The organism is Bradyrhizobium oligotrophicum S58, assembly GCF_000344805.1.
Lineage (GTDB): Bacteria > Pseudomonadota > Alphaproteobacteria > Rhizobiales > Xanthobacteraceae > Bradyrhizobium > Bradyrhizobium oligotrophicum.
Genome location: NC_020453.1, coordinates 1,788,096 through 1,813,214 on the forward strand (window position 1 = coordinate 1,788,096; position 25,119 = coordinate 1,813,214).

The window sequence follows — 25,119 nt, forward strand, 5'->3', positions numbered from 1 at the left end:
CGCCGGCTGCCGCGGGGTCTTCGACCAGCCTCATTAGTTCCCGTGATATCGACTATTGACGCTCCTGCACCTGGGCTGGGAGAAAGGCCGCCGGGACTGGTAGCCGAAGAGGACCCGGATGCGGAAGCAAGCAGATACGACAGCACCGGTGGTGATCGTCGGCGGAGGGCCGGTCGGCTTCGGCCTCGCGATTGATCTCGGCCTGCGCGGCATCAGATCCGTCGTCATCGAGCGCCATCTGGCGCCGGTGCCGATCCCGAAGGGGCAGAACCTCACCCAGCGCACGATGGAGCACTTCCATTTCTGGGGCGCGGAGGATGCGCTGCGCGCCTCGCGCACCATCCGTCGCGAATACGGCATCGGTGGCATGACCACCTACCGCACGCTGTTGAGCGGCATCGCCCATGACTGGCTGCAGCGTGAGCTGGTGCGGCCATTCTACTACACCGACAATGAGCGGCTGCCGCAATATGCCACCGAGGCCGTGCTGCGGCAGCGCGCGGCCGAGATCCCGGCGATCACCACCCTGATCGGCTGGACCGCCACGGCTGTTCGCCAGGATGAGCTCGGCGCCGAGACCGACATCGTCGATGCCGACGGCAACCGTCGCACCTTGCGCTCCGATTTCGTGGTCGGCTGCGACGGCAGCCGCTCGCTGGTGCGCGAGCAGGCCGGCCTCACCCAGACCAAGTCCGATCACGACCGGCTGATGGTGCTATTGGTGTTCCGCTCGACCGGGCTGCACCAGCTGCTCGAACGCTATCCCGGCAAGTCGTTCTACAACGTGCTGCATCCGGAGCTCGACGGCTATTGGAAGTTCTTCGGGCGCGTCGATCTCGGCACCACCTGGTTCTTCCATGCGCCGGTGCCCGCCGACACGACGCGCGACAATTTCGACTTCCAGCGCTTCCTGCACGAGGCCGCCGGCGCCGAGTTCGACGTCGCCTTCGACCATATCGGTTTCTGGGATCTCCGCTTCGCGGTCGCCGACAGCTATCGCCAGGGACGGCTGTTCGTCGCCGGCGACGCCGCGCACAGCCATCCGCCCTATGGCGGCTATGGGATCAACAGCGGCTTCGAGGACGCGGCCAATCTGTCATGGAAGCTCGCCGCGACCCTGCAGGGCTGGGGCGGGCCGGGCCTGCTCGACAGCTACAGCGCCGAGCGCCAGCCGGTGTTCGCCTCGACGGCGCGCGATTTCATCGAGCAGTCGATCTTCGTCGATCGCGATTTCCTGCGCCGGCATGATCCGGCACGCGATCTCGCCGATTTCGAAGCTGGATGGGAGGAGCGCCGCTCCGGTGCGCGCGCCGAGGTCAACGCGTTCGAGCCGCACTACGAAGGCTCGCCTATCGTGCACGGTCCCGACGGCGCCCTCTGCAGCGCGGTCGGCCGCCACGCTTTTCCGGCGCGCGCCGGCCACCATCTCACCCCGCAGGTGCTGTCGACCGGCCGCAACGTGTACGAGGAGTTGGGCTCCGGCTTCACCCTGATCGAGCTCGGCGCCGGCGATGCCGGGATCGCCTTCGCCCGCGCGGCCTCCGATCTCGGCGTGCCGCTCAAGGTCATCAGCGATACGCCCGCGGGCGGACGCGAGAAGTATCAGGCGAAGCTGGTTCTGATCCGCCCCGATCAGTTCATCGCCTGGGTGTCGGATGGCTTGTCGGATGACCGGTCCGAGCCGGCGCGGGTCCTGCAGCGGGTGGTCGGGGCGGGGTGAGGACCGCCGCCTCGCTCGTATTCAGCGTCTACGGCTTTTTGCGTCTGAGGAACCTTCGTAGTCGTAGCTCGACGAGTTGCGGTCCGAATAGACAACGTTCATCGATTCGCCGTCGACCTAGTTATCCAGGCCAAGCTTTGACCGAACGTGGTTCCGGAGAAGAACCTTGAGTTCAGTCATCTCACTGAAGCTTGCGGTTGGATGAAGAAGGCGCGTCTCCGTTAGTATCCATTGCGACACTCGCGGCTCTATTGCCTTATATCGCGTCTCGCCAACAATGTACGCGTTCCAGCAATCCGAGTTCGATTGTAGCTTCTGGATTAATCTCAGCACGTCTTCTTCAATCCAATTGCAGGCCATCCAAACCCCCACGATTGAAATTTCACGCGCGGCGCATCGGTCTGCGCCCCGCAATCTTCGTCTGGTTGATGTCGGCAGGGCCTTTTGACGACGAGAACACGCACACCTCGGCACTGCCTGCTGGAGTCAGTTTCGCCCTTGAATTACGGTGACCGACTGGAGTGCACTTAATAGCGCCTCAGCCGAGTCGCTTGCACCTCAATCCTCCACCTCCGTGCTCAATTGGCTGTAGTGGCGTCCAATGCTCCCCTCGATATATGTATGGGATGTTGCACTTCAAATTGGAATCCGCCCACCACCCAGTTCCATGTTTCAATTCTTGATTGTAGTGCGGGCGCGCCTAGTGTTGCCGTCGCTGACTTGGGGTAACCCAGATTTTCTTCCGACGATTTCAGGTAGTTTAGTAGCGGCCATTGCAGCCGCCGCATTGGGAATAACGATGTCTGTAACATATGCGGCCGCATTGAATGTCCTGCTGAATAGCGTCGGCTTGCATCTCCTCCGACGATCGACGCTCGATCAACTGACCTCCGCCGCCTGCAACGGGCACATGATCGAATCGGACACGAAGCCGTTGCCGGCCCCTGCCGACGATGATCCCGCCTTGGATGATCCCGTCTTGGATGACCCCGCCTTGCGCGCCAACGCAGACGCGCACAATTTTCGCAAGGTCGCGCTGGCCGGAGAGCAGATGGAGCAGGTCACCGAAATTATCGTGTCTCACTTGAGGGGTGCAGTCCAGCACTGTCACCGTAGCCCACCCCTGGTCAGTCTTGACCACCTCTTGGCGGGTTTCCGCCGGTTAACTTTTCCGAGAAGTGATCTGTATTGATCAGCATGTTGGAGTGCGAGGGTCAAAGCTATTCCCCATCACTGGCCAGTCGCAGGCTCCATCGGTGACTGGGAGCAACGTGTTCAGGTCCGGCCCAGGGGAGTAACGTCATGAGCCTGTTGTCCGAGCCACTATGTCCCAAGTGCCGGAGACCCACAATCTTGGCACGTATCACGCCTGGTACGTCTGATTTTGGTATCCGAACGTTCAAATGCCCCGCCTGTGAAGAAATTCATCAGCGGGTCGTCGGATTCGTCGATCCAATGAAATCGCAAACGATCGCGGGCTGGTTGCGCGGTGAATTGGTAGCGCCGCTGTAAGGCTCCCAGTGTCGCGTGTGTTTCAAGGACGCGTCTCTGGGAACCAGAAATCCCTTAGATAGAACTAGAAGATCTGAGAGGCTAGCTCGCGGAGTATCGAGGAGATGCTGTCATAGCCATACGGCTTAGGCAGAAATCTGCTGCCCTCCGGTAAATCGGCTTCTTTGAACGCATGATGTCCTGAAGTCGCGATGATCTTGATCGGCGGCCAGCGGCCACGCACGAAGTGCGCGAGCTTCAACCCATCCATTGATCCGGCCATCTGGATATCGGTAAAGACGACATGGATATCCGGGCGCGCTTCCAGGATAGCAATCGCCTTGTCCGCGTTGCTGGCTTCAACGACGTCGAACCCTGCGTCCGCGATCATTTCCGCCGCGTTCGTTCGGAGCAGCAATTCGTCCTCGACAACAAGGACAACGAGCCGCCTATCTGTAGAAATGGCCATTATCGATGCACCTGCCGTGGAACCAAGCGATGATGGGGGCCTTCGTTCCGTGCAGAGTTGTATAATATTGCTCACTTTCCGGAAGACCGCATCACCTCCATCGCCTGGCTAAGACCGGTTGCCTCGGTCGTCTCCTGCCGCCGGCCCCGGCAACAGTGCCTGTTCCTCCGATCAGCAGAGAAGGGCTGCCCAGGTTTAGCCGCGCGTCGCATCTGTTCCGTCTGGCCGAGGGGCCTTTTCGGAAGCGAGCAACGCGTCCGCGATTCCGGGCCTTCCCAATTAGCGGGCCTCACGCGTCCAATCGGCAAGTTATTGGCAACCCAGTCGCCAACGCCGGGGGGCTGCGGAACTGGAACAACTTCTTGTTGTGGTGGTTGTCAACATGATCTCCGTGAGTAGAGAGATCGAGACGACCTGGGGCAGCAAATCAAAATGATCAATTCATTCGCAGCCCTCGGAACTTTCGCGCTTCTGGGAACGCTGGCAATTGCCTTGCCCGGTTTTGCACCCAAGCTCGAAGCGAGAGAGGTCGCCGTGTTAGCCAAGGGAGACCGGCTGGCAATCAGGACTGCGTCCGTCAATTGCCTGGCGCAGACATGGCCGAACTTCACCACCTCCTGTTTGCAAAATACGAGTTCAAGCCGAAAGATCGCGGAAGCTCGCTTGGTGACGGCCGACCGCTAAGGCGCCGAAAACGACCATCGTCCAGCATACGATGCTTCGTAGCGCGTCTGAAGACAACGGTCTGATAAGTGCCCACTTGCGAACTGAGGCTTCGTACGACGTCTGAACCGGCCGACGCGAACTCATGGCGATGCCGTGAAACGCACTGTTCTTCCCTCTTTTCCAAGGTTTGCATGGCCACCGATTCACCTGAAATGCCAAAAGTCCTCGTTGTCGAGGACGAAATGATGCTGCGTATGCGGGCGGTGGATATTGTGGAAGATGCCGGGTTCTCTCCCGTGCAAGCCGTCGACGCCGACCAGGCGCTCTCTATTCTCGAATCGCGCTCTGACATATCGCTCCTCTTTACCGATATTCAGATGCCCGGCAGCATGGATGGGCTGAAGCTCGCCCACGCGGTGCACGACCGCTGGCCCGCCATCAAGATCATTTTGGTTTCCGGCCAAGTTGAGCCTTCCGACGCAGATAGGCCCCAAGACAGCCGCTTCTTTGGCAAGCCGCTAAGCAATGCCCAGATGATCGCCGAACTGCAGGCGATGGTCGGTGCGGGCGCACTGACGACGATTCCAGACGCGTCTCTGTTGCCGACAGATAAGAACGGCTACAGCCCGGAGGCGATCGAACTTGAGCGAATATCCGCTCAGGAGGCCGCGCTCTCCGCAGAGAACGATAGCCTTCGCCTCTTGCTTGAGCAGGCCAATATCGATGCCAAGGCCTTGCTCACGCAGTCCTCAATCGATGCAGAGGAGCGCGATGCCGCAGACAAGTTGCAGAAGCTGATCGTGGGCGAACTCCATCATCGCATAAAGAACAATCTCGCGACCGTGAGCGCCATCGCGTCGCAAAGCTTTCGGACCACGACCAGCATCGAGCATGGGCAAAAGGCCATGGAAGGCCGGTTGCTGGCGCTATCGCGCGCGCATGATTTGCTGATGCAAGTCAGTTGGTCGAATGCCAGCCTTACCCGCACCGTGAGCGGCGCAACCGAGCCGTTCGACAGTCAGGGAAACAGACGGTTCCACTTCAATGGGCCGGATATCAAGGTGGCTTCGAGTGCCGTAATTGCCCTCGCCATGACGCTCAATGAACTTTGCACCAACACGATAAAATTTGGTGCACTATCAACCCCCGCTGGCAGCGTGGAAGTCGCTTGGAAGATAGATGAGGACAAGCAGCGGCTTTGCCTGACGTGGACGGAACGCGGAGGTCCGCCCGTTCGGCCGCCTACGCGAAGCAGCTTCGGGACGCGCATGATGCAATCCCTCGGTCAGCAGCTGCATGGCCAGGTGCAGCTTTCTTATGAACCGGCCGGTTTGATCTACTCGCTGGATGTACCGCTCAGCTCAATCATCGCGAAAGCTTGAGCCAAGTCGTCGATCCGGTTCTCAAGTATGTTGAACAGGCTCGAGAACTGAGCGCAAACGAGATCTTATCGCCTTTCGGATCAGTCAAATGATAACGATTAAATTGCGCGCGCTGGTAATGACGATCCTTCTCGCAACCATTGGAGCCGCAAGCGCCAAGGCGGAGTGTGAGATCGCCGACGCCAAGCTGGAAGAAGCCATACAGCAAAATCCCAAGCTGCGTGGTCCCGCCAATAGTCAGTCGGTTCGCGATCTCAGAAGTTTGCGGGATGCCGCATTCACGCTCCGATCCTACGGGCGTCAGGAGGACTGCGAGCGTCTTCTGGCAAACATCCGCGAATTGATAGCCGGGCCGCCGATGGGCTCGTTGGGCGGCAATGACGAGGAAGAGGCCGATAAGCAAAACCTGGCGCGCGAGCCGAGAGTTAAACGCGGAGCGGCGCAGGGCAGTCGTGACAAGAAAGAAGCGAGGCCGCTTTCAAGGATTGATGAACTCACCCCCGGCTTGAGGACGGACGAAATGATCGGAGCGGAGGTCCGCAGCTCCGACGACAAAATTGTCGGCGAGGTTAGAAATATCGTTTTCGGCACCAAAGATGGCCGAGACTACGCGATCGTCGCTTCTGGCGGCTTTTTCACAACGGGTAAGGACAGCATCGTCGTGCCGATCAAATCGCTCAAAGTGACGCAGGATCGGTCGAGCTTCTTTCTTCCGATTTCCAGAGAGATCGTGAAAACTGTGCCACTCATGCCTGATCAGGACTATTCGTGGCTGTCGGATAAAAAGTGGCGCAGCCACAACGATGGGTTTTTTCAAGGACGCTGACTACAGATGAAAAATCTGGGTTCAGACCTTTGATATTTTCGGGGTCTGCTAACCTGGACGGCGTCCTTGCTTATTGAAAACAACGCATTTCCGCTGTCTGGCGATGTGCGGCTGGATCAGGTCAGGGAGAACTACGGTGACAGTCACCGTAGTTCATCTATATCGCCGTCTTCTTTAGCTAAGCACTCAAGCGGCTAAACACCCGAGTACGTCTGCTCGCTCGAGCGTAGACCTCAGTGCCTCGTCCGACACATGAGTATAAATCTCGGTGGTCGCAATACTCGAATGACCGAGCAGCCGTTGAACAAACCGGATGTCCACGCCGCGCTCCATCAAGAGAGTTGCAGCAGTATGCCTGAGCATATGCGGTGTAACCCGGCGTCCGTTCTTCTGCTCATATTGACGACGCAGCGCGAGCCGCATCGATTGAGGTCTTAGTGCGGCGCCTCGGCGGTTGAGAAATAGATTTCCGGCAACACGTCTGTTCTCACGATGCCATGCCAGAAGCCCAAGGAGATCAGCTCGGAGCGAGGGATCCGATATGTAGACCATCCGCTCCCGTGCACCCTTCCCGTATATGCGGATCGCTCCCCCATCGGCCACGACGTCCTGAATCGATATTCGGCATAACTCTCCAACCCGAATTCCCGTCGCGATCATCAATCGCGCTGCGACAAACGTGTGGGAGGCTTTAGCGCTTCCTAATTTTGGTAGGGGAAAGCTTGCCAGAAGCATCGATACCTCGGGTCGGGACAAGGATCGCGGCAATCTTTTACGCTTTGGAAGCTGGAGCTGCCATTTCGCAAAGGGATCTGTAAGGCTTCCAGTCTTGGCCAGCCGTCTTGTGAACGCCCGCAGACATGCAAATCGACGCCGGACCGTACCGAGTGCGAGCTTCCTGCGCTCAAGCAAGTCTACGAGATATGTCGCGAGCGTGTCTTCATTGATTGAAGACACAAGCGGATCTTCTCGCAGGAACCGGCCGAACTCCTTGAGGTCTGCCGTATACGCCGCGATCGTGTGCGGGGAGAGCTGCCTTTCGATAGCGCAGTATCGCAGAAATTCGTCCGCCGCATTGCTGATGCGCATGGCACCCCTCCAACGCTCGCACCCTACATTTTGGTTCAAGACTACGTCAGCGCCGTAGGGTTGTACCGGCTAGGTTGGTTAACTGCGCGACCGCGATCCTAGCGATCGCGCCTCAGCGACGGCACATAACTCGGAATTATCATCCTGAAGCACGCAATCGCAGTTGCAGAATTGGTCATTGCACCAATGTCGATAGCCTACGATAGCGACGAACCGGAGCGCGTCAGCGCCTTGTTCCGAACGATTGTCGACGCACTGCCGTACTACAATGAAAGAGCAAAGGCCTCGGCGATATCTAATTACTCCGCCGGTCGACTTCGTCAGAGTGCGTCAACAGATTCAAGCTCGATCCTTGTCGCGCGCTTCGATACTAGCCTTGTTGGATTCGCCATAAGCAATTTGGATGATGAGACGATCTGGCTGTCTTGGTTTGGCGTGGATCCTGTCTATAGAAGGCGAGGAATTGGTGATCGGCTGCTGCAAGCGCTCGATCAACGCGCGCTCTTAACGGGAACGCACAAGCTATGGTGCGATTCACGGACTGACAATGCGGAGTCGAAGGCAATACTTGCTGGTAATGGATTCCGGCAGATTTGTACCATACCGGACCATTGGTATCGCCAGGATTTTATCCTATGGGAAAAGCGCGTCGGCTGATACTCCTGGCGCTCAAGAAGCGCGCGCTCTTGCCCATGCTAGCAACCACGGTTGCTATCATCGGCAGTATCTCTGCTGTTCTGGGAATCGTCGATGTCCATTTCGGACTTTTAGGTACATCGGCTCTAACCCTCGTGGCATTTATTCTGTCAGGGACGTTCCACTTTCGGAAGCTTGGAATCCCGCAAGTCGCGGTCGACGATGTTATCGGGCCTGCGGAGCAGCCCACTTCGTACATTTTGCATTGCCCGTGTGATATCAAGCTAGCGACAGAGGCAAGTGAACTTGCTGAAGAATGCTACTCGGGTAGTATTACAATCGAGGCGGCAACGTTCGAGCAACTCCGCGTCAAGAACTCTCTCATTCTATCGTGTTTGACGGACCTTCAGGGTCAATTTATGGGGTATTTCGACGTCATTCCGCTGCGCGAGACATTTGGAGAGTCTCTTCTGCGAGGCAACGTCACGGAAAGTCAGATCACACATGAGGACGTTCTCTCCCCGGCGGAGATGAAAACGTGCAAGTATCTCTTTGTTTCCGGCATTGCCGCCAAGCAACCTGATTCGTACCTCGGCCGGCGCAGTGCGAGCGTTCTCGTTTGGGCGCTTCTGAAATATTTGGATAGGCATTATGGGCGTTCAAACCCTCTGGTATTTGCGCTGGCTGCGACAGAGGAAGGTGACAAGCTATTGCAGCGATTCAAACTTCAGCTGGCGCCCGGAACATTAGCTCGACGCGATCGCTATAGACTGTATTCGCTGGCACTTTCCCACGACGAAATTATTCGGCGACTCGCGTGCGTTCCGAACTGGGAGCAGTTGTGTGATCTGCCCTGGGGCGGGAACGCGGGTAAGCAAAGGAAAATTGGACGGGGGCGGCCAGTCCTACCAGAGACTAAGGCGTTGAGCTTGGCGTAGTGATCCGATGGCCGCTATTGATCGGAAATCCATTCCGAGAGACCGAAGCGCTCAGAGTTCTTCAGCACTCGTTCGCCAATGTTCACGCTTCGATTGATGTCAGATAGTCGCCAAGGGCGACATCGCGCTGGATTCATGTCGGCAAAGAAGAGGATTGACCGGCGGCTTGAGTGCGATTCAATCTTTCGAACTCGATGGTAGGCTGGGCTGATCGCTCCGGCCGTCATAAGCCACAGAATTTCACCCGCCATGACTAGAATATGTCGTCCCGAAGGCGTTACTGGCCTGAAATCGCTTCCCGATTGAAGTTCGAGGCCCGCTTCGGCGATTGACATAACCGTAAGAAGGCAACCATCCTCGTGTAAGTCATTTATAAAGTCAGCTTTCGTGAGAGATGGCCGCGAGTAGTTGAATTGAAGCAAGGACCATTTTTTGAACGAGCCGAGAAGATCTGTCTGATTGTCGTAGTTTCCAAATCGGACTGCGAGTCTTGAGGCAATGTCTTCTGCTACGCGCTCAAAGCTGTCGAAGACTGGCAGCATCGCAATGTGCAGCGAGTTTGCTAGTGTAGACAGCTTTCTCTCTGGGCTGGGTACACGGTAGCTCACCGTGAACGATTCGACCTCATCGAGGTGACTGCTCGAGGCGGAGTATTCAGTCCCGTAGGGACGATAGCCGTTATCAAGAGGAAGTCGGTCGCGAAGCTTACTTGTTAGATCGGCCTCAAAGAAGCGATCTCCGGCTTCAAAGGCCGGCTTTATGAGATCCTGGAATGCACCCGGGACTTCCAGGATCGCAAACCCCTCCCTCTCAATCTCGTCGATGCATCCGTCACTTATCGGGAGGTCGGAAGGCATGCATAATTCCGAGTTATGCTTCATTGGAATGCCCTCTATGCTATCGCCTGGAGAGCAAAAAACAATCCCTCAACCGCTAATTTAGATGACCAACCCGAGGGGCAGTGCGACCGCCCTAGATCGGCCTCGCGATCGCCCCCATAAACCAGTAAGCCAGAATGCGCTTGTGGAATTACGGTGACGCTCCACGGCAAGGCCTTCTCTCCCTCCGTTCCTGCCCGACGGGCAATTCCCATATCCCCGTCATGCGCCAACTGCCCGTCGAGCCAGTTTGTCGCACGCGCTGGGCTTGCCACGTCGGGCAAATCACCTCGATGATCCCGGCCATCCCGTTCGCGATGAAGAGGGGCGTTTCGGCCGATCGTCACGAGGCGTAGCAGCGGGGAGCGGTGGACGTATCGGGCTTGGGGCTCTGCATCTCGCGGGCCGGCGAGCAAGTCTGGTGCGGACGGTCAAGTCGTAGGGTCCTGGCATCCCGATGCCGATGTCCCGCGCAACGCGCGCAAGCGCGTTGTCGCGAACGGTGACCAGAAAGCCCGGCGCACCGGGGAGACTACGAAGCAGCCGTAAAACCATCGCGCAGGGAAGGCCGGGTCATTCCGGCTGTACCTGTGGTTCCTGCCCCGTGCAATTTTTCCGCACGGGGGCCACGGGCCTCAGCCGAGGCTCGGCCTTCCCTGCGCCCTCTGATCGAAGGAGGGGCACGACCCCCGTAAACCTCGGGCGCAATTGCGCTGCGAGACAACATTGTGCTGTCCGCCGAGCAGATCGGCGACGGCGTCACCGCCGGCCGGGATCGAACGGCTGCGTGACCCGCGCGGGGCACCGAGCGATGATTATTCGGGCACCGCTTGCCACATCTGCTCCACTTTGTCGGCGCAAATCCGCCCCGGATGAATCCCTAAAACTCAGGTAAGCCCTTCAAAAGTAAGATTTTGGCAATCAATCAAACGCTAACTAAGGTTACCAAGGGCTCAACGTCATCTGGAGACTTGAACGTGAGCGAGCAAAAGGCCGAACAGACCAGCCTTGGCGTGGCCAGTGCTGAGACGGCGCCGAAGACCTCCGCGTCCCCCGACGTTACCGATAACGCCGTGCCGGCGATCGCACCGGTCGCACAGGCGATGATCTCGCCCGATCACGAAGCGCCGGCGGCCGATCGGCCCAGCTTCGACGAGAAAGCCGCGGTCATCGACGTTCCCGCCGTGGCGCCCGAGGCCAAGCCCGCGCTGGTCGTCGTAGAGGCCGCGAGGGCCGAAACCAAGTCTGAGTCCAAGCCTGAGAGCCCGCCCGCGGCGGCCAAGGTCGAGCCGGTCAAGGCTGACGTCACGAAAGCCGGGCAGGCGACGTTGGAGCCGGAGGTCGGCAAGGCGGAGCCCAAGCGGCTCGACCTGGTCAAGTCCGACAAGACCAGGTCCGACAAGGTCAAGCCGGAGACGGCCAAAGCCGAGGCGATCAAGACCGATGCGATCAAGCCCAGTGTTGCCAAGGCGGACCAGCTCAAGGCCTCTGTCGGCCAGGGCACGCCCGGCCAGAGCGTTCCCAAGCCGCCTTCGACGATCCTGGATCTGATCAGGACCGAGCCGGTCAAGTCGGAGCCGATCAAGACCGCCGTGGCGGGCGACCTCCTCAGGGTCGAAACGCCCAAGCTGTCGGCGCTGGCCACCAACGCTCCGAAGATCGGCCCGATGGCGACCACCGCGTCCAAACCCGAGGCGCCGATCAAGCCGGACGCGCCGAGCAAGCCGGCGGCCGCCGCGAAGCCGGAGACCGTGGCGAAGACAGAGACCGTGGCCAGGCCAGAAGCTGTGGCCAAGCCAGAGGTGTCCGTGAAGCCGGAATTGGCCGCAAAGCCCGAACCGTCCGTGAAGCTCGAACCGCCTGTGAAGCCTGAGCCAGCCGTCAAGCCGGAAGCTCCGCTGAAGCGCCCAGTCGTGGTTTCCGAACCGGCTCGCACGGCGGTCACGGCCGCGGCCGTGGTCGATAGGGCCGCTGCCTGGGCCAAGGCCAAGTTCAGGGCCAAGTTCAAGGCCGAGCCGTTCAAATCCGGTGCGGCCGCCAAGGCGCCGCCCGTTGCCGCGACGGCGGCCGGCGCGACTGGCGCCGGTGCGGCGTTGCCGCCACCGCAACCGGGCAAGGCCGCGTCGTCCCGCATTCCGGTCACAGGCCGGCCCGGCCTTCCGGCTGCGGCCGCGATCCTGCTGCTGGCGATGGTGGTCGGTGGCGTTGCCGGTGGTCTGGTGACGATGACCCTGGTCGATCGCTCCGGCGGCGGCGTGGCCGAGAGCACCGGAGGCGTCGCGACGGACGGGACGCTCGCCGCGACCGTGTCGCGGATCGACAATGACGTCGCCGCGCTGAAGGCGAGCCTGGAGCAGACCAATCAGACCAGCCTGGTCGAGCTGAACAAGTCTGCCGAACGTCTCGACCGGCTCGAGAAGGTGCTGGGCGAACTCGCCACCAAGTCTTCGGGCAAGCCGACCGAGCTGCAGCGGCTCAGCGAGGCCGTGGACCGGCTGCGCGCCGCACAGGCTTCGGCGACCTCGCAGGCGGCCGCTCGCGACAACGCTGCGTCGGTGCCTCAGGCGGTCGGCGCGATCAATGCGGCGGCGCCGCCGGCAGGCGTGGCGAGCCGGCAGGAGGCGAGCCGGACCGAGCCGGCCAGGACCGAGGCCAAGACCGAGGCCAGCCGGACCGAGCCAAGCAGGACCGATGCTGCGCGTGCCGATGCCGCCCGCGCCGAGGCGGCGAGGGCCGAGGCGAGCCGGGCTGAGACCGCCAAACCCAAGGTGGTCGATGGCTGGGTGCTGCGCGACGTCGGCCGCGGCGGAGCGCTGATCGAGGGCCGCGGCGGCCTCTACGAGGTCTATGCCGGCGATCCCGTGCCCGGACTCGGCAAGGTCGATGCGATCCGCAAGCAGGACGGCCGCTGGGTGGTCTTCACCACCAAGGGGCTTGTCGTCGCGCGCTGACGACCCATCTCATTGAATGAAGCCGACGAGGCGCCTCACTGCGACGTGAGGCGCCTCGTCGCACAATGGCCCTGATACGCCGCCTTTCGGCTATTTTCGTTCAGTAGCAAGCCGGCGTGCGGCGGGGCCGATGACCTGGTTCGCGCGATCGATGCGAAAGAGGAGGCAGGTCTTGCGAGTGTCGGTGTTGGGCCTGTTGCTGCTGTGTTCCGGCGCGCTCGCGCATGCGGACGAGAGCGCGCCGATCGAGCGGGGCGCTGCGGTTCTCGAGCCATTCGCGCTGCGTGAGCTCGACAAGGGACCGTTCGGCCTCGGCCGGATGCTCACGCCCGCGAGCGATGCGCCGCTGACCGACGCCGCGCTGTTCGCGCTGCCATCGATGACGCCCGTGCGCAAGGCGCTCGACGTCGACCTCGACCGCTATGTCGAAAAGCACAAGGCGTCGCTGCCGAACGAGAGCATCGGCGTCGGGACGTCCTACGCGTTTCAGCTGTTCGATCGCACCGTGCTGGATTCGCCCGATGCGCGCTTCGTGCTGGCGGGCGTCGTCAACCGCATGGATCGTGCCTTCGTCGATCCTGCCCATTGCGGCGAGGTCCGGCTGCTGTACCGCCTGACGCGCACCACGCCGCCGGAGGCCAAGGCGCCGCCGGAGGCCAAGGGGGGAGAGATCGCCTCGCCGCGGCTGCCGATGACCCTCAACATCGTGCTCAAGGCGCGCAGCGACGAGCAGGCCAAGGCCAATGCGCCCAGTTGCGCCGAGATCGCCAAGCGCTGGCTGGCGACATCGGACCTGCAGCTGACAGGCGCTGCGCTCGCGGAGAAGCTGATGGCGCCGGACGGGCCGCTGGCGCTGATCCGGCCGGAGAACATTCACCGCATCGAGACCAATCTGCAGATCGCGCATGCGCCGAAATCGGCGATCCGCGATTTCCGCACCGACTACATGATGAAGGTGTTCGACTATCAGGCCGCGAGTGGCACCTTCGAGGAAGCCGTGCTGGAGGATCAGATCGACCGCGACCGGCTGCTGGCGGATGCAGCGCTGGCGCGCGAGTTCAAGGGGTGGCTGCTGGATCCCGTGCATCTCGGCGAGCTCGACCGTGGCATGGCCGTGATCCCGGACAAGTTCCTGGCCAAGGTGGCGGTGGCGCCGACGCCGGTCGGCTTCGTCAACTCCGATCTGCTGCCGGCCTACGGCCTAGTGCAGGGAGAGGCGAGCGGACCGGCTCCTGTGTTCACCGAGAGCGACGTGGTCGGAGCGCTGGAGAAGGCGGCCGCGCAGGGGATCGCGCTGCAGAACATCCAGTCGGTCGCCGGCTTCGAGCGCCGTCTCAACGATTCCAGCTGTGGCGGCTGTCATCAGACCCGCGGCATCGGCGGCTTCCACTTCCCCGGCGTCGACTGGATGGCGGAGAAGCCGTCCAACACGGTGGTGGTACCGGGCTCGCCGCATTTCTTCGGCGACCAGGTCCGCCGCCGCGACATCCTCACCGCCATCAGCGAAGGCCGCGCGCCGGATTTCTCGCGCGGCTTTGCCAGCCGTCCCCAGTTGCGCGGCAATGATGAGCTCGCCGGCACCGTCTACAATGACGGCTGGGGCGGGCATTGCTATGCGGGCCGCACCGAGGCCGCGGACAACGACAAGAGCTTTTCGACCTGGACCTGCGCCGCCAACCTGTCCTGTCAGACCGGTCCGGCAACGCGGTTTGGCATGTGCTTCATCGCGACGCGATAGTTCACGCCACCGCGCCCCGCGCGCGCAGGCCGCGGATGGCCTCGTCGTCGAAGCCGGCGCTGCGCAGGATCTCGTCGCTGTGCTCGCCGACGCCAGGCGGCTTGCGCGGCGCGACCTTGCGCTGGCCGTCGATCCAGATCGGGCTGTTGACCGTCAGCATGGTGTCGTTCTCGAACGGCACCAGCACCTCGTTCTCGATCATCTGTTTGTCGCCGGGGATGTCGTCGAGAATCCCGACCACGCCGAACACGAGCCCGCTGCCGTCGAGGATCTTGCGCCAATCGGCCAGCGGCCTGGTCGCGAACACCGCGTCGAATTCGTGGATCAGCTCGATCGAACGGGCGTGGCGGTCCGCCTTGGTGACGAAGCGCGGATCGTCGATCAGGTCGTCACGTCCTAGGCAACGGGCGAGGATCGGCCATTGCTTCTCCTCGTTGAGCAGCGACAGCATGATCCAGCGGCCGTCCCGGCATTTGTAGTGGTTGGCCACCGCGTTCAGCGCCCGCTCGCGCGGCCGCCGCTCGACGAAGGTCGCGCCGCACAGCTTGGCCTGGGCCAGGACAGAGGCCGCCCAGACGCCGTTGGCCATCAGATTGGAGGCGACGTGGCTGCCCTTGCCGGTCCGCTCGCGCTGATAGAGCGCGGTGACGATGGCTCCGTAGAACGCCATGGCGCAGGGGTGATCGCCCATGCCGGCCACGGAGCGCGCGGGCGTGGTGCTCTCGTCGGCGCGCACCAGGTCCATCAGCCCCGAACGCGCCCAATAGGCGTTGCTGTCGAAGCCGGGCTTGTCCGCCTCCTCGCCCTTCTCGCCGTAGCCGGTGAACGACGCATAGATCAGCCGTGGATTCAGCGGGCCTAGCTTGTCATAGGTGAGACCGAGCTTGGCTCTCACTGAAGGCGGGAAGTTGGTGATGAACACATCGGCGTCACCGACCAGCCGCTGCAACACGGCCTGGGCGTCGGGTTTCGACAGATCGAGCGCGATGCTGCGCTTGTTGCGGGCCTCAAGATACCACGCGTAGTTATGCTCGCTGCGCGGATAGCCCGGGAGGTTGGGCAGGTTGCGGTAGGGATCGCCGGCGCCCGGCGGCTCGATCTTGATGACGTCGGCGCCGAAATCGGAAAGAACGGTCGCCGCTGCAGGCGCTGCAATGAAGCTCGCGCAGTCCAGCACCTTCAGGCCGTGGAAAATGCCTTTGTCGTCCATGAAGCGTCGCTCCCGTTCATTGCTTTCCGCATGCTGGAATTTTGTTTCTTGCGCGGTTCGGTCGCCATTTGACTCATCTCTGGCGGGCGAGGCAATGGCGGGGAGGGAGCTGAAACTACAAACAACAAAGATATGATCAGGAGCGGGCACCGCTCCTGCCTGGTCTCGTCTTACGCTGGCTTGGGTGGGGGAACGTTGCGCGCCGCAATGCCGTCGAGCGGAATGGCGCTGCACGTCGTCCGCTATACTTTGAGGTTCTCGGCCGAACTCCTGCCGCGGTTTGCGATCTCTTCATACTCGATCGTCTGGCCCTCATTGAGGGTCGTGAGCCCGGCCTTCTGCACTGCAGAGATATGGACGAAAATGTCTTTGCCCCCGGCCGCGGGCTGAATGAAACCGTAGCCCTTGGTCGGGTTGAACCACTTGACCGTACCTTTAGCCATCCGTTGTCTCCGCGGGATCGATCCAGATCGAGCCGGCGGTCCCCGCAAACCGTCAAACCCGAAATTCAGAATACTGCGGTTGGGACAGGCTTGATAGCGCAAACAGCGGGCGCTTTTGACTCGAAATGATCGATATCATGGCGGCTTTGCGGCTTTTCATCGCCGTGCCACCTGGCATCCCGCGCGCTGCCGCCGACCCGCTGCAACTCTTCTCGATATGACTGCGCACGTCCCAAACAGGTTCAACGCGACCTCTCATGCAGCTGCGCCTTCGTCGGATTGCGCCTGCGCTGCGAGGTCGGCGGCCTCCATCGCCGTCCTGACACGCATCGGCTCGGCGCGGCCGCGGATCTCGACCTCCTGCTGCGGCAGCGTGTCCTGGGCAAGCCCCGCCCGCACGTAGACCTCGTCGGAGATGATCACCTGGCAGCCGAGCGTTTTCGTCAGATCCTGCAGCCGTGAGGCGACGTTGACCGCGTCGCCGAGTGCGGTGAACACCATGTGGTCGCGATAGCCGATCTCGCCGACGATCACTTCGCCGCCGTGAATGCCGATGCCGAAACGGATCGGATCGTGCAGATCATGGCTGAGAACCGCGTTGAGCTCGGCGATATTGGCCGCGATGTCATGAGCGGCCTGGACTGCCTGGCCGCAGGCGACCTGCGGAGCGACCGCTAATCCGAACAGCGCGAGCATGCCGTCGCCGACGAACTGATTGGGCTGGCCGCCATTGCTCAGCACGGCCTGCGACACGGCGCCCAGGAAACGGTTGACGATGAACACGACGTCGAACGGCAGCCGCTTCTCGGCGAGGCTGGTCGACCCGCGCATGTCGACGAACAGGCTGACGAGATAGCGTTCCTGCCCGATGCCCGCCCGCGGGTTACTGCGTTCGCCGGGCGCCAGGTTCGGCATGAACAGTTGAAAGAACGAAAGGTCGTCGGTGGGGCGCAGCTGACAGGCCAGCCTGATCGAAGGATCGGCCGCGCCGACCTGCTCCAGCACGAAAGCCTCGCGCACCGAGGGCTTCGGCAGCCCGCTGGTGTCGCCGATCACGCGGATACGGCAGGTCGAACAGCGGGCGCGGCCGCCGCACGTACTGGCATGGGGGACGTTGTTGCGCTGGCTCGCCTCCAGCACGGAAAGGCCTTTCGGCACCCGAATGGTGCGGCCATTGTTGTAGGACAGCGTCACCATGCCGCCGCGCCGCTCGTTCAGCGCCCGAACGCCTCGGGCTACCAGTACGATGCCGAGCAGGCCGAGATAGCCGATCAGGAACCCGTTCATGATAGTATCGAGCACGGCCTGCTCCGAGGCGATGCCCGTATGCCTCAAAGACAGGTTCTCGGCGCGCCACTGTATCGTCGCGCTGACGGCCATGACGTCACGGCCTCCCCTGTAGAAGCCGAGCAGCGCGAGCGCCGGGATCAGCACGGCGCTGGCGAGCAGCCACGGCGCGGCTTGCTTGTAGAACGGCTTGAGGCGCAGCCACATGTGCAGGCCGATGCAGCCATGCGTCCATGACGTCAGCAGCGCAGCCGACATCAGCCAGACGCGCCAGGATGGACCGCTCCAATAGGAGTACAGAACCTGCGGGTAGAGCTTTTCCTGCCCATAAAGAGCCTGGCCGAGACGGACGCCGGCGATATGGCTGAAGATCAGCACCGGGATGCTCAGGCCGAGCACGAGCTGCAGCGGCTCCATCGTACCGCGGCTGAACTGCCGGCGCCGGTAGAGCGCCCACACGCCGAGACCACAATGGGTGAGAGCGGCGGCGTAGAACAGCACGGCGACCGGCCAGAACTGCCAGAACGCCATATGATAAGCGACGCCCTCGGCGAGCGCCTGCGGAGAGATGTTGCCGAGCGCATGATTGAGAAAATGGCTGAGCAGGTAGCTGAAGAGAATGATGCCGCAGATCAGCCTCACCTGCCGCACGCCGATGCCGCGGAAGACGGTTTGGAAACGATGGGAAATGGAAATTGTCATGCGGTCCGTGTCATCGTGAACCGCGATGCTAGAGATTTATTCCCCGATGGCCTAGAGGGGCGGGCTGCGGGAGGTTGCGTGCAATGCGGCTCGGGCGTGGGAACGTTGACTCGTCCTGCGGAGTCGGGGAAAAGCACCGCGTGACGGCCATCTTCCCCAGCATCGACAGTCCCGCATCGCGGTCCGCGCGCGCCTCGTCGCTCATCGCCGCGGCGGTGGTCGTGAGCATGACCATCATTCGCATCGTCTATGCCGGTGTGCTCGATCTGCGCACCGACGAGGCCTATTACTGGACCTGGTCGAAAGAGCTGCAGCTCTGCTTTCTCGATCATCCGCCGATGATCGCCTGGTTCATCCGGCTCGGCACCGCGCTGTTCGATGATACCAATCTCGGCGTCCGCTTCGCAGGCATCCTCGCGATGGCCGCGTCGCAATTCCTGATCGCCGACATCGTTCGCCGCGTCACGCATGATGCCCGAGCCGTGGTTCTCGCCGTGCTGCTGCCGGAAGCTGCGCTGTATTACGGCCTGCTGATGGCCAAGGTCGCGCCGGATACCGCCGCAATTCCGTTTGCGCTGGCGATGGTCTGGTCCCTCGTTCGAACAGCCGAGAATGAGGACGGCCGCTGGTGGCTGGCTGCCGGCCTGTTCGGCGGCCTGGCGCTGTTGTCGAAGTTCACCGTCGTGATGCTGTTGCCTGGAGTGGCGGCTTTCCTGCTCGTTCCGGCATGGCGCAGCCGTTGGCTTGCCAGCCCGTATCCGTGGTGCGGCGCGCTGATCGCGCTGGCGGTGTTCTCGCCCGTGCTGATCTGGAATGCACAGCACGACTGGGCCTCGTTCCGGTTCCAGTTCGTGCGCGCCATCGCGCCACGCGAGTTTTCGTTTCGCACGCTGGGTGACTACATCGGTCTGCAGTTCGGACAGGTCGGCTTCGTGCTGCTGCCGGTCGCGCTGTGCGCGCTGACGCTCACGGCGTGGCGTGGCTACCGCACGCGCGAGCCGGTCGCGATCCTGTTGTCGACCGCGGTGCTCGTGCCGTTCCTGTACTTCCTCTGGAAATCGCTCACCTTGCGGATCGGCGACACCTGGCCGATGTTCATGTGGCCGATCGCCTTTGCGGCCGTCGCCATCAACGTCGTCAAGCTGCGGCAGGACGGCTGGCCGACATCGATGATCCGCTCGACCGTCCGCTGGGCGCGCGTGGCGGTCGTCACCGGCATCGCCATGGTCGTCCTGATCTTTCTCTACTACGTCGCCGCGCCGTGGAATTTTCTCGGCCGCGCTGATCCGATCGGCAGCGAGGCGGGGTATCAGCAGGTGGCGGCGCGGGTCGAGCAGGAGCTGGCGAAAACCGGCGCAACCTGGATCGCAACCTCGGACTACCGCACCTATGCGATGATGCGGTGGTTCTTCCGGGGGCGCGTCCCGGTGATCCAGGTCAACGAGCGCGCCCGCTTCATGGGCTTCCGTGATCCCGGCATGAACCTGATCGCGGAGCATCCCGGCCTCTATGTCGTGCGCGAGCCGGACAACACCGGCCGGCTGTGGACTGACACCACCGCGCGCCGCGAGCCGCTCGGCAATGTGCAGCGGAGCTGGCGCGGTACGGTCATGGACAGCTACGCGCTCGAGAGATTGACGGGCTGGACGCCGGATCTGTCACCGCCGCCGGATTCGCCGTTGTATCAATGGCGCTGGCTTGCCGGCGAGCTCGACGCCACGCCCCGCGCCTGAGCCTCATTCGTTCTCCTCCTGCTTGCGCAGGAGATCCTTGGCGAGATCGGCGAGCGCCGGCCGCGGCAGCGCCGCGAACGGCATCGGCCGCGTCACGTCGATGGCCGCCAGGCCGAGGCGGGCCGTGAGCAGGCCGTTGAGCACGCCCTCGCCGAGCCGCTGCGACAGTTTCGCCGCGATGCCGTGGCCGAGAACCTGCTGGATCAGACTGTCACTCGCCGCCATGCCGCCGGTGATGGCGAGATGGGCGATGACATGGCGCAGCAGGCTGATCATGCCGAGCGTGCCGGGCCGGCCGCCATAGAGCCGCGCCAATTGCCGGATCATCCGCAACGACGCGACGAACACGAACAGCACGTCGATCAGTGCGCGCGGGCTCACGGCGGTCACGACCGAGACGCGCTGCGCCGCGACCGACACCAGCCGCCGCGCTTCGACATCGAGTGGCGCCATCAGCTCGCGCTCGGCGAGCTTGATCATGTCGGCGCCGTCGATGATGTCGTCGGCATGGCCTGCGAGCTCCGCGCGCGGCCGCGCCAGTCTTGGATTCGCATGCGCGATCCGCAGCAGCTCGGCAACGACCTCGCGGCTCTCGCTGCGATCGTCGGACAGCAGCACCGCGGCGGCGCGCTGATGCAGCTTCTCGATCGTGGCGAGCCGCACCAGCCCATAGGTCTCGCGGCCGATCACGGCGGCGAGGGCGATCGCGGCAGCCGCAGCGAGGCCGGCGCCGACATAGCCGAGCGCCTCGCTGCGCGCGAACAGGTCCTCGATCAGGTGGGTAACGCCGAGGCCGAGGCCGAGCAGGACGAGGCCGGCCACCGATCCCCAAAAAAGCGCACCCCAGCGGAAGCCGCGCCGTACCGGCAGCACGGCTTCGACCGGCACCGGCAATTGCGACGGATCGGCTTCCGGGGTGATCTGGATGGTGCCGCGGCCGGGCCGGGCGGTGTTCTCTGCGTCCACCACCACGACGTCGGGATCGTCGAGCCGGAACGTCTGGGGGCGACGAGGCTTGGCGCGTTCGCTCATTGCAGCCGGTCTCCGATCAGGAACTGAAGGGCACGGTCGAGACGAATATGGGGCAGAGCGGGCTCGCCGCCAGCGTCCGGTTCCAGCAGCGGCGGGCGGAAGCGCAGGAAGCGGAAATCGGTACCGTCGGCGGCGGCGCTCGACAGGCCGCGATAGGCGCCGCCCTTGAACAGCTCCTCGGCATCGGCGGGCAGCTCGCCCGGAAAGGTTGCGACCTCGGTATTGCCGTCGAAGATCTCGCCATTGGCGCTCTCGCCGGCGGCGGGGGTGCCGAGCAGCGACGGCAGCTTGTCACGGCCGCGCGCGACCAGCGCCTCGCGGGTCGCGCGGACCGCGGCCAGCGCCACCACGTCGATCTCGGCGCCGGTGCTCTCGGCGCGGGCGACCGCGCGATTGACGGCGCGCCGCAGCACGGCCTCGAGGCGGTCATGGCTGGTGTGATGCAGATGGTCGGCCTTGGTGGCCGCGAACAGGATGCGGTCGATACGGGGCCGGAATAGCGCCGACAGCACCGAGCTGCGGCCGACGCGGAAGCAATCGAGAATGCCGGTCAGCGCGGCCTCGAGATCATGCAGCGCCTCCGGTCCGGCGTTGAATGCCGCGAGCGCGTCGACCAGCACGATCTGGCGATCGAGCCGCGCGAAATGATCCCGGAAGAACGGCCTGACGACGATGTCCTTGTAGGCCTCGTAGCGTCGCACCATCATTGCCCATAGCGAGCCATCGGTCGCGTGGCCCTCGGCCGGCAGGTCGAGCGGCGCAAAGGTCAGCGCCGGTGATCCCGCGAGATTGCCGGGCATCAGAAACCGTCCGGGCGGCAGCAGGCTCATGGCGAAGCGGTCGTCACGGCAGGCGCGCAGATACTCCGTGAACAGGCGTGCCGCCTCCAGCGTGGCCGGCTCGTCCTCGCGGCCTTCGGCCGAGAGTGTCGCCAGGTGCGCGTGCCACGCCGCTGCGAGATGCGCGCGCGGCTCGCTGCGCGACAGCGCGAGACTCTCGCGTGCCCATTCCTCGTAGCTCTTGTTGAGCAGCGGCAGGTCGAGCAGCCACTCGCCGGGATAGTCGACGATGTCGAGGGTGAGCGTGCGCTCGGCGCCATTGCCGCGCTGAAATTCGATGACGAGCCGGAGCTCGCTGATATCGACCGTCGAGCTCGGCCAGCGCCGCTCCGCGAGCAGCGCCCGCAAATGGCTCTCATAGGCAAAACGCGGCACGCCGTCGTCGGGCTGCGGCGCCAGATAGGCGCGTGCGATCCGGCCCGAAGCCAGGGCCTCGAACACCGGCAGGCGGCCGCCGCGAACGAGGCCATGGATCAGCGCGGTGATGAACACGGTTTTGCCGGCCCGTGATAACCCGGTGACGCCGAGCCGGATCGTCGGATTGAAAAAGCTCTCGCCATAATCGAGCAGAGCGCGGGCCGAGAGCCGCGCTTCCTCGACGAGTTCGGAAAATGACACCATGGGAGGGGGGGAATTCGCCTGTTGAAAAGGGCGTGAGCGATTTTTGACAGGTGGCGATGCAAAACGCCGGATTCAAGCTCACATTTCCGGCCTGTTTCCGGGTAGAACCAGAACTTGAACGGAACGTTGACCACTGGAAACCATAATCGTTGGGGCAAGATCGTCCCGGAAAACCGGCACCAGGTTCCTACATGAACGTATTTCGACTGAAGCAGTTCGCCTCGACCTCCGTCCACGCCGCCACCGGTGCAGTCCGCTGGAATTACGACAAGGTCGAGATGATTGCCGATGGCATCGTCCACATCGTCGGCATCGCCGCCGGCCTGGTCGCTGCGACCGTGCTCGTGGTGCTGACCTCGATCTATGCCAACCCCGTCGACATCGTGGTCGTGTCGATCTACGTGGCCGGCCTGCTGTCGATGCTGATCCTGTCGGCGACCTATAATCTGTGGCCGGTCTCGCCCACCAAATGGGTGCTGCGCCGGTTCGATCATTCGGCAATCTATGTGCTGATCGCGGCCACCTATACGCCGTTCATCGCGTCGCTGAAGGACACGCTGTTCTCGGTTGCGCTGCTGCTCGGCGTCTGGGGCGTGGCCATCTTCGGCATCGTGCTCAAGCTGCGCTGGCCGGGCCGCTTCGACGCGCTGTCGATCGGGCTGTATCTGGCGCTCGGCTGGAGCGGCATCATGATGTACGACCGCGTCATCACCGTCATGCCCACCTCGGTGCTGGCCTGCGTGCTGACCGGCGGCATCCTCTACAGTCTCGGCGTGATCTTCCACTCGTGGCGGCGCTTGCGTTTCCAGAACGCGATCTGGCATGGTTTCGTGCTGCTGGGCGCCGGCTTCCACTATACAGCCGTGCTGGACCTGGTCTTGACCTAGAAAATTCCACGAGGAGGGCTTTGCATGCAGGTGACCGGCAACATCGTGGTGGTCACCGGCGGAGCCCGCGGCATCGGCAGGGCGCTGTGTGAGGCCTTTGCGAAGGCCGGTGCTGCCAAGGTGATCGTGGCCGATCTCGATGAAGCCGGCGCCAAGGCCGTCGCGGACGCGATCGGCGGCGCGGCTTTCAAATGCGACGTCTCCCTGGAAGCTGACATCAGGCACGTCATCGAGGAGACGGAGCGGCAGTTCGGGCCGATTGCGCTGTTCTGTTCCAATGCCGGCATCGGTGGCGGCTTCGATCCGCTGTCGGTGAATGTCGGCGGCACGTCCGACGAGCCATGGGCGCGCAGCTGGGCCATTCACGTCATGGCGCACGTCTATGCCGCGCGGTACCTGATCCCGCGCTACAAGGCGCGCGGCGGCGGCTATTTCCTCAACACGATCTCGGCGGCGGGCCTGTTGTCGCAGGTCGGCAGCGCGCCGTATTCGACCACCAAGCATGCCGCGGTCGGGTTTGCCGAGAATCTCGCGATCTCGCACAAGGCCGACAACATCAGGATCTCGATCCTGTGCCCGCAGGGCGTCGACACGGACATGCTGCGCGCGATCCCGAAGGGGCCACAATCCGGCGACGGCGACCTCTCGGCGGAGCAGGTCGCGCAGGACGTGCTGAAGGGCCTTGCCGAGGAGAGCTTCCTGATCCTGCCGCATCCCCAGGTGCTCGGCTATATGCGCAAGAAGACCGAGAACTACGACCGCTGGCTCGGCGGCATGGCCAAGATCCAGGCCAAGATGCGGGAGGAGTTTGGGAAGTAGGGTTGCGGTCACGCGGCTTGCTCGGGACGGCAGTGGCGGTTGGGATACGTGCAGAGATTCCCGCTCGGGCTTGCGCCTCGCGGAAAGATCGCTGAGAGGAACTAATCCTCCCTCATCCGTCATTGCGAGCGCAGCGAAGCAATCCAGGATCCCTCCGCGCGATGACAGCCTGGATTGCTTCGCTGCGCTCGCAATGACGCCAGGACAAGCATCTCGTCTCCCAACTCATACAGTGGCAAGCGTCCGCAATCTCGCGGCATATTTTGCCCGAGCTCTGCTGAAACGGTCGCCCTCATCAAGTCGAAGGGCGCAGGGAATGCCGGGTGACGGCCTCACCCATGGCCCGCCTGCGAAAAAAATGCAGGCGGCAGGTACCACAGGTGCCGCCGGATCGACCCGGCATTCCCTGCGCGATGGTCTTCACGCTTATATCGCGATCTCCCCGGTGTCCGGCTTGTTAGCCACCGTCGCCCGAGCGATGCGCGAGCATCGCCACGAACTTGGCGCCAGCCTCGGGGCGCCAGGACCACGCAACTTCACGTCCGCAAGAGCATCGTTCGTCCGCACCTCCGAAGAAGCGCTGCGACCTCTCGCGGCCACCGCATCCCCGCCTCGCGTGTCGTGACGATCGCGCGCAACGCCCCTCCGTGGTGAAGCGGGATGCGCGGAAACATCGTCCTGATTTGCCCGACGGCGCAAGGCCTGACGCTGCGACATTTCAACACGACGGGCAGTTTCGTCATGCCCGCATGCGCAATCTGC

At 62.7% G+C, this 25,119-nt stretch carries 20 protein-coding genes; 12 read left to right on the top strand and 8 right to left on the bottom strand.

Annotated features, from left to right (window positions below; genetic code table 11):
* Positions 1-118: 118 nt before the first annotated feature.
* Complete coding sequence (locus S58_RS07575; RefSeq protein WP_015664681.1) at positions 119-1,720, top strand: FAD-dependent monooxygenase; 1,602 nt, start codon at positions 119-121, stop codon at positions 1,718-1,720.
* A 706-nt stretch (positions 1,721-2,426) separates the two neighbouring features.
* Positions 2,427-2,912: a hypothetical protein gene (locus S58_RS07580; protein ID WP_144058271.1), complete on the top strand. Its 486-nt coding sequence runs from the start codon at positions 2,427-2,429 to the stop codon at positions 2,910-2,912.
* A 384-nt stretch (positions 2,913-3,296) separates the two neighbouring features.
* Here the strand turns inward: S58_RS07580 and S58_RS07585 are convergent, their stop codons facing one another.
* Entirely contained in the window at positions 3,297-3,680 is a 384-nt protein-coding gene (locus S58_RS07585; protein WP_015664683.1) for a response regulator, read from the bottom strand.
* 432 nt (positions 3,681-4,112) lie between these two features.
* Here S58_RS07585 and S58_RS07590 point away from each other — a divergent pair, with 432 nt between their 5' ends.
* The 3 genes from S58_RS07590 (at position 4,113) to S58_RS07600 (ending at position 6,554) form a co-directional block, all read left to right on the top strand.
* Positions 4,113-4,364 carry a hypothetical protein gene (locus tag S58_RS07590; protein WP_042338931.1) on the top strand — a complete coding sequence of 84 codons (252 nt, stop codon included), beginning with the start codon at positions 4,113-4,115 and terminating at the stop codon, positions 4,362-4,364.
* A 173-nt stretch (positions 4,365-4,537) separates the two neighbouring features.
* Positions 4,538-5,728, top strand: coding sequence for a sensor histidine kinase (locus tag S58_RS07595; RefSeq protein WP_042338935.1), 1,191 nt, complete (start codon positions 4,538-4,540; stop codon positions 5,726-5,728).
* Between the two features lie 88 nt (positions 5,729-5,816).
* The gene (locus tag S58_RS07600) at positions 5,817-6,554 is read left to right on the top strand and encodes a PRC-barrel domain-containing protein (RefSeq protein WP_015664685.1); all 738 of its coding nucleotides are present in this window, start codon (positions 5,817-5,819) and stop codon (positions 6,552-6,554) included.
* A gap of 186 nt (positions 6,555-6,740) precedes the next feature.
* Here S58_RS07600 and S58_RS36215 read toward each other — a convergent pair whose 3' ends face one another.
* A complete protein-coding gene (locus S58_RS36215; RefSeq protein ID WP_083938523.1) occupies positions 6,741-7,643 on the bottom strand; it encodes a tyrosine-type recombinase/integrase in 903 nt (300 codons plus the stop codon).
* 186 nt (positions 7,644-7,829) lie between these two features.
* Here S58_RS36215 and S58_RS36220 point away from each other — a divergent pair, with 186 nt between their 5' ends.
* Entirely contained in the window at positions 7,830-8,300 is a 471-nt protein-coding gene (locus tag S58_RS36220; protein ID WP_083938525.1) for a GNAT family N-acetyltransferase, read from the top strand.
* Positions 8,279-9,217 carry a hypothetical protein gene (locus tag S58_RS07605; RefSeq protein WP_015664686.1) on the top strand — a complete coding sequence of 313 codons (939 nt, stop codon included), beginning with the start codon at positions 8,279-8,281 and terminating at the stop codon, positions 9,215-9,217. The genes S58_RS36220 and S58_RS07605 overlap by 22 nt, the downstream gene beginning before the upstream one ends.
* A 14-nt stretch (positions 9,218-9,231) precedes the next feature.
* Here S58_RS07605 and S58_RS07610 read toward each other — a convergent pair whose 3' ends face one another.
* Positions 9,232-10,074 (bottom strand): 2OG-Fe(II) oxygenase family protein, encoded by an 843-nt coding sequence (locus tag S58_RS07610; protein WP_015664687.1) that lies wholly within the window; start codon positions 10,072-10,074, stop codon positions 9,232-9,234.
* A 998-nt stretch (positions 10,075-11,072) separates the two neighbouring features.
* Between S58_RS07610 and S58_RS07615 the strand changes: the two genes are divergently transcribed.
* Together S58_RS07615 and S58_RS07620 are read left to right on the top strand one after the other, a co-directional pair.
* A complete protein-coding gene (locus S58_RS07615) occupies positions 11,073-13,046 on the top strand; it encodes a hypothetical protein (protein ID WP_015664688.1) in 1,974 nt (657 codons plus the stop codon).
* A gap of 151 nt (positions 13,047-13,197) precedes the next feature.
* Entirely contained in the window at positions 13,198-14,784 is a 1,587-nt protein-coding gene (locus tag S58_RS07620) for a hypothetical protein (protein ID WP_042340616.1), read from the top strand.
* 1 nt (position 14,785) lies between these two features.
* Here S58_RS07620 and S58_RS07625 read toward each other — a convergent pair whose 3' ends face one another.
* The 3 genes from S58_RS07625 to S58_RS07635 form a co-directional block, all read right to left on the bottom strand.
* The gene (locus S58_RS07625) at positions 14,786-15,994 is read right to left on the bottom strand and encodes a CaiB/BaiF CoA transferase family protein (protein WP_015664690.1); all 1,209 of its coding nucleotides are present in this window, start codon (positions 15,992-15,994) and stop codon (positions 14,786-14,788) included.
* A 242-nt stretch (positions 15,995-16,236) separates the two neighbouring features.
* Positions 16,237-16,437 (bottom strand): cold-shock protein, encoded by a 201-nt coding sequence (locus S58_RS07630; RefSeq protein WP_006609369.1) that lies wholly within the window; start codon positions 16,435-16,437, stop codon positions 16,237-16,239.
* Positions 16,438-16,692: 255 nt separating this feature from the next.
* On the bottom strand, positions 16,693-18,426 hold the full coding sequence (locus tag S58_RS07635; protein ID WP_015664691.1) for an adenylate/guanylate cyclase domain-containing protein: 1,734 nt from the start codon (positions 18,424-18,426) through the stop codon (positions 16,693-16,695).
* A 227-nt stretch (positions 18,427-18,653) separates the two neighbouring features.
* On the opposite strand from S58_RS07635, the gene S58_RS07640 reads away from it, so the two are divergent.
* Entirely contained in the window at positions 18,654-20,159 is a 1,506-nt protein-coding gene (locus tag S58_RS07640) for a glycosyltransferase family 39 protein (RefSeq protein WP_015664693.1), read from the top strand.
* Positions 20,160-20,162: 3 nt separating this feature from the next.
* Here the strand turns inward: S58_RS07640 and S58_RS07645 are convergent, their stop codons facing one another.
* Together S58_RS07645 and S58_RS07650 are read right to left on the bottom strand one after the other, a co-directional pair.
* Complete coding sequence (locus tag S58_RS07645) at positions 20,163-21,191, bottom strand: YcjF family protein (protein WP_015664694.1); 1,029 nt, start codon at positions 21,189-21,191, stop codon at positions 20,163-20,165.
* The gene (locus S58_RS07650; RefSeq protein ID WP_015664695.1) at positions 21,188-22,651 is read right to left on the bottom strand and encodes a YcjX family GTP-binding protein; all 1,464 of its coding nucleotides are present in this window, start codon (positions 22,649-22,651) and stop codon (positions 21,188-21,190) included. The genes S58_RS07645 and S58_RS07650 overlap by 4 nt, the downstream gene beginning before the upstream one ends.
* Before the next feature lie 191 nt (positions 22,652-22,842).
* Between S58_RS07650 and trhA the strand changes: the two genes are divergently transcribed.
* Positions 22,843-23,538, top strand: coding sequence for a PAQR family membrane homeostasis protein TrhA (gene trhA / locus S58_RS07655; protein WP_015664696.1), 696 nt, complete (start codon positions 22,843-22,845; stop codon positions 23,536-23,538).
* 24 nt (positions 23,539-23,562) lie between these two features.
* A complete protein-coding gene (locus S58_RS07660) occupies positions 23,563-24,357 on the top strand; it encodes an SDR family oxidoreductase (RefSeq protein WP_015664697.1) in 795 nt (264 codons plus the stop codon).
* Positions 24,358-25,119: the final 762 nt, after the last annotated feature.